We start from the raw sequence: 818 nt of genomic DNA, 5'->3' as shown, positions 1-818 counted from the left end.
GGTCTTGTCAGAAGAACTTGTGTTGAGCGGGGCAGGGGTGTTGCGTAGCTATTGCCTATGACTAAACCTGCCTCCTTCAAGTACTTCAAAACCAGCCCCGAGATTATCCGTCTTGCAGTGATGCTGTACATCCGTTTCCCGCTCTCGCTCCGGAATGTCGAAGATCTGTTGCACGAGCGAGGCATCGATGTGAGCCACGAAACTGTCCGATATTGGTGGAACAGGTTTGGCCCGATGTTTGCTGCAGAGATCAGACGAAAGCGTGTTCAGAAGCTGCGCGCGTTCTCTAAATGGAAGTGGTACGTTGACGAGGTTTTCGTGAAGGTGAATGGCAAGCGGCACTATCTGTGGCGTGCTGTCGATCATGAAGGCGAGGTGCTGGAAGCCGTTGTCACCAAACGCCGAAACAAGCAGGCGGCATTGAAATTCCTCCGGAAATTGATGAAACGACACGGTAGAGCGGATAAAGTTGTAACGGATCGCTTCGCCTCATACAGGGCCGCGCTCAGAGAAATGGGCGTGCTCGAAAAACAACAGACGGGCAGGTGGCTCAATAACCGCGTCGAGAACTCGCACTTGCCTTTCCGACGAAGAGAACGCGCGATGCAGCGTTTCAGGCGCATGCGAAGTTTACAGAAATTCGTTTCCGTCCATTCCTCCGTCTACAACCACTTCAACCAGGAAAGATCGCTCACCAGCCGGGACACTTTCAAGCTGACACGCACCGCCGCTCTTGCCGAGTGGCGTCAACTTTGTTCCGGATAGGTTCGCAGTTTCCGCGGCAAACTGAGACTGGTTCGAATTCGTCTGACAGCACC

The 818-nt window shown here is 53.5% G+C and carries 1 protein-coding gene; it reads left to right on the top strand.

The window, feature by feature from the left end; translation table 11 throughout:
- The first annotated feature begins 57 nt into the window (after positions 1-57).
- A complete protein-coding gene (locus ACR0KM_RS20980; protein ID WP_480861801.1) occupies positions 58-765 on the top strand; it encodes an IS6 family transposase in 708 nt (235 codons plus the stop codon).
- Positions 766-818 lie beyond the last annotated feature (53 nt).

The organism is Ruegeria sp. G10, from assembly GCF_056533645.1.
Note: the sequence above shows the minus strand (reverse complement) of the source record. Positions and strands in the feature narration are given on the sequence as shown.

Bases quoted from the DNA above. Each gene is read 5' to 3' on its own strand.
- ACR0KM_RS20980 (WP_480861801.1), top strand. From the start codon at position 58: ATGACTAAACCTGCCTCCTTCAAGTACTTCAAAACCAGCCCCGAGATT.